Annotated in this window: 1 protein-coding gene; it reads left to right on the top strand. The window is 36.3% G+C overall.

The features are described from left to right. Positions 1–69 precede the first annotated feature (69 nt). On the top strand, positions 70–1,014 hold a 945-nt coding region (locus XM47_RS18655; RefSeq protein ID WP_048696007.1), incomplete at its 3' end, for an IS1595 family transposase.

Genomic DNA, 1,014 nt, shown 5'->3' with positions numbered 1-1,014 from the left:
GGCTATGTTGTAGTCTAGTGTTGGCGGGCTATACTTTATGTAATGAAACTTAATAAAGGTAGGTGCATCATGGCTTCTAAACAGTTTCAATACATATTACAAAACGTTACTTCTCTTGATTACACTCAGCTTAAAAAGCTTCGCCATGAAGTTGAATTGAATATTGCTAATAATCAACTCGGTCAAGCTATTGCAGACCACGAAGAAACCATATCTCACTGTATTCATTGCCAATCACTCGAGATAAATCGTTGGGGAATGACCAAGCAAGGCATTCAACGGTTTAGATGCAAATCATGTGAAAAAACATTTAATGCGCTTGCTGATTCCTCACTTTATCGTATGAAAAAGCCAGAAAAGTGGATTGAATATACTAAGTTAATGTGGGATGGCGTATCACTTAGAAAAGCAGCAAAAATATTAGATATCAGCCTTAGAACATCATTCCATTGGCGTCACCAATTCCTTAAATCGCCCACTCACTTTCAACCACTTGGACTACACGGTGTGATTGAAGCTGATGAATGTTTTTTACCCGAATCCTTTAAAGGGAAAAGAAAAATAAATAGACCTTCACGTAAACGTGGTGGTGGCCGAATTAACAAAATACCTATTTTTATTGCGCTAGAACGCAGTGGTACTGTATCTCACAAAGTTTTAGAACGCGATACTAAAGAAAACATCCGAGCAGCTTTAACACCACTTTTAACATCTGGCTCAGTTCTTTGTACTGATGGCAATGTTTCATATAAAGGTATCGTAAATAATTTAGAAATCGATCATAAGCGATTGATTGGTTTTGATAATCAACGAGTTATTGATGGTATTTACCATATTCAGACACTAAACAATTATATAAAGCGTTGGAAAGGTTGGCTAAAACGCTTCAATGGAATAGGAACAGCATATATTGAAAATTATTTGAGCTGGTTTAGATTTATGGAGACTAATACGAATCATTTAGAGCAAACGTGGATAAAAGAGGCCTTATGTTACCAACACCAAACCACAACA

Source organism: Catenovulum maritimum, from assembly GCF_001050375.1.
Taxonomy (GTDB): Bacteria; Pseudomonadota; Gammaproteobacteria; order Enterobacterales; family Alteromonadaceae; genus Catenovulum; species Catenovulum maritimum.
This window is presented reverse-complemented; position numbering and strand designations above follow the sequence as displayed.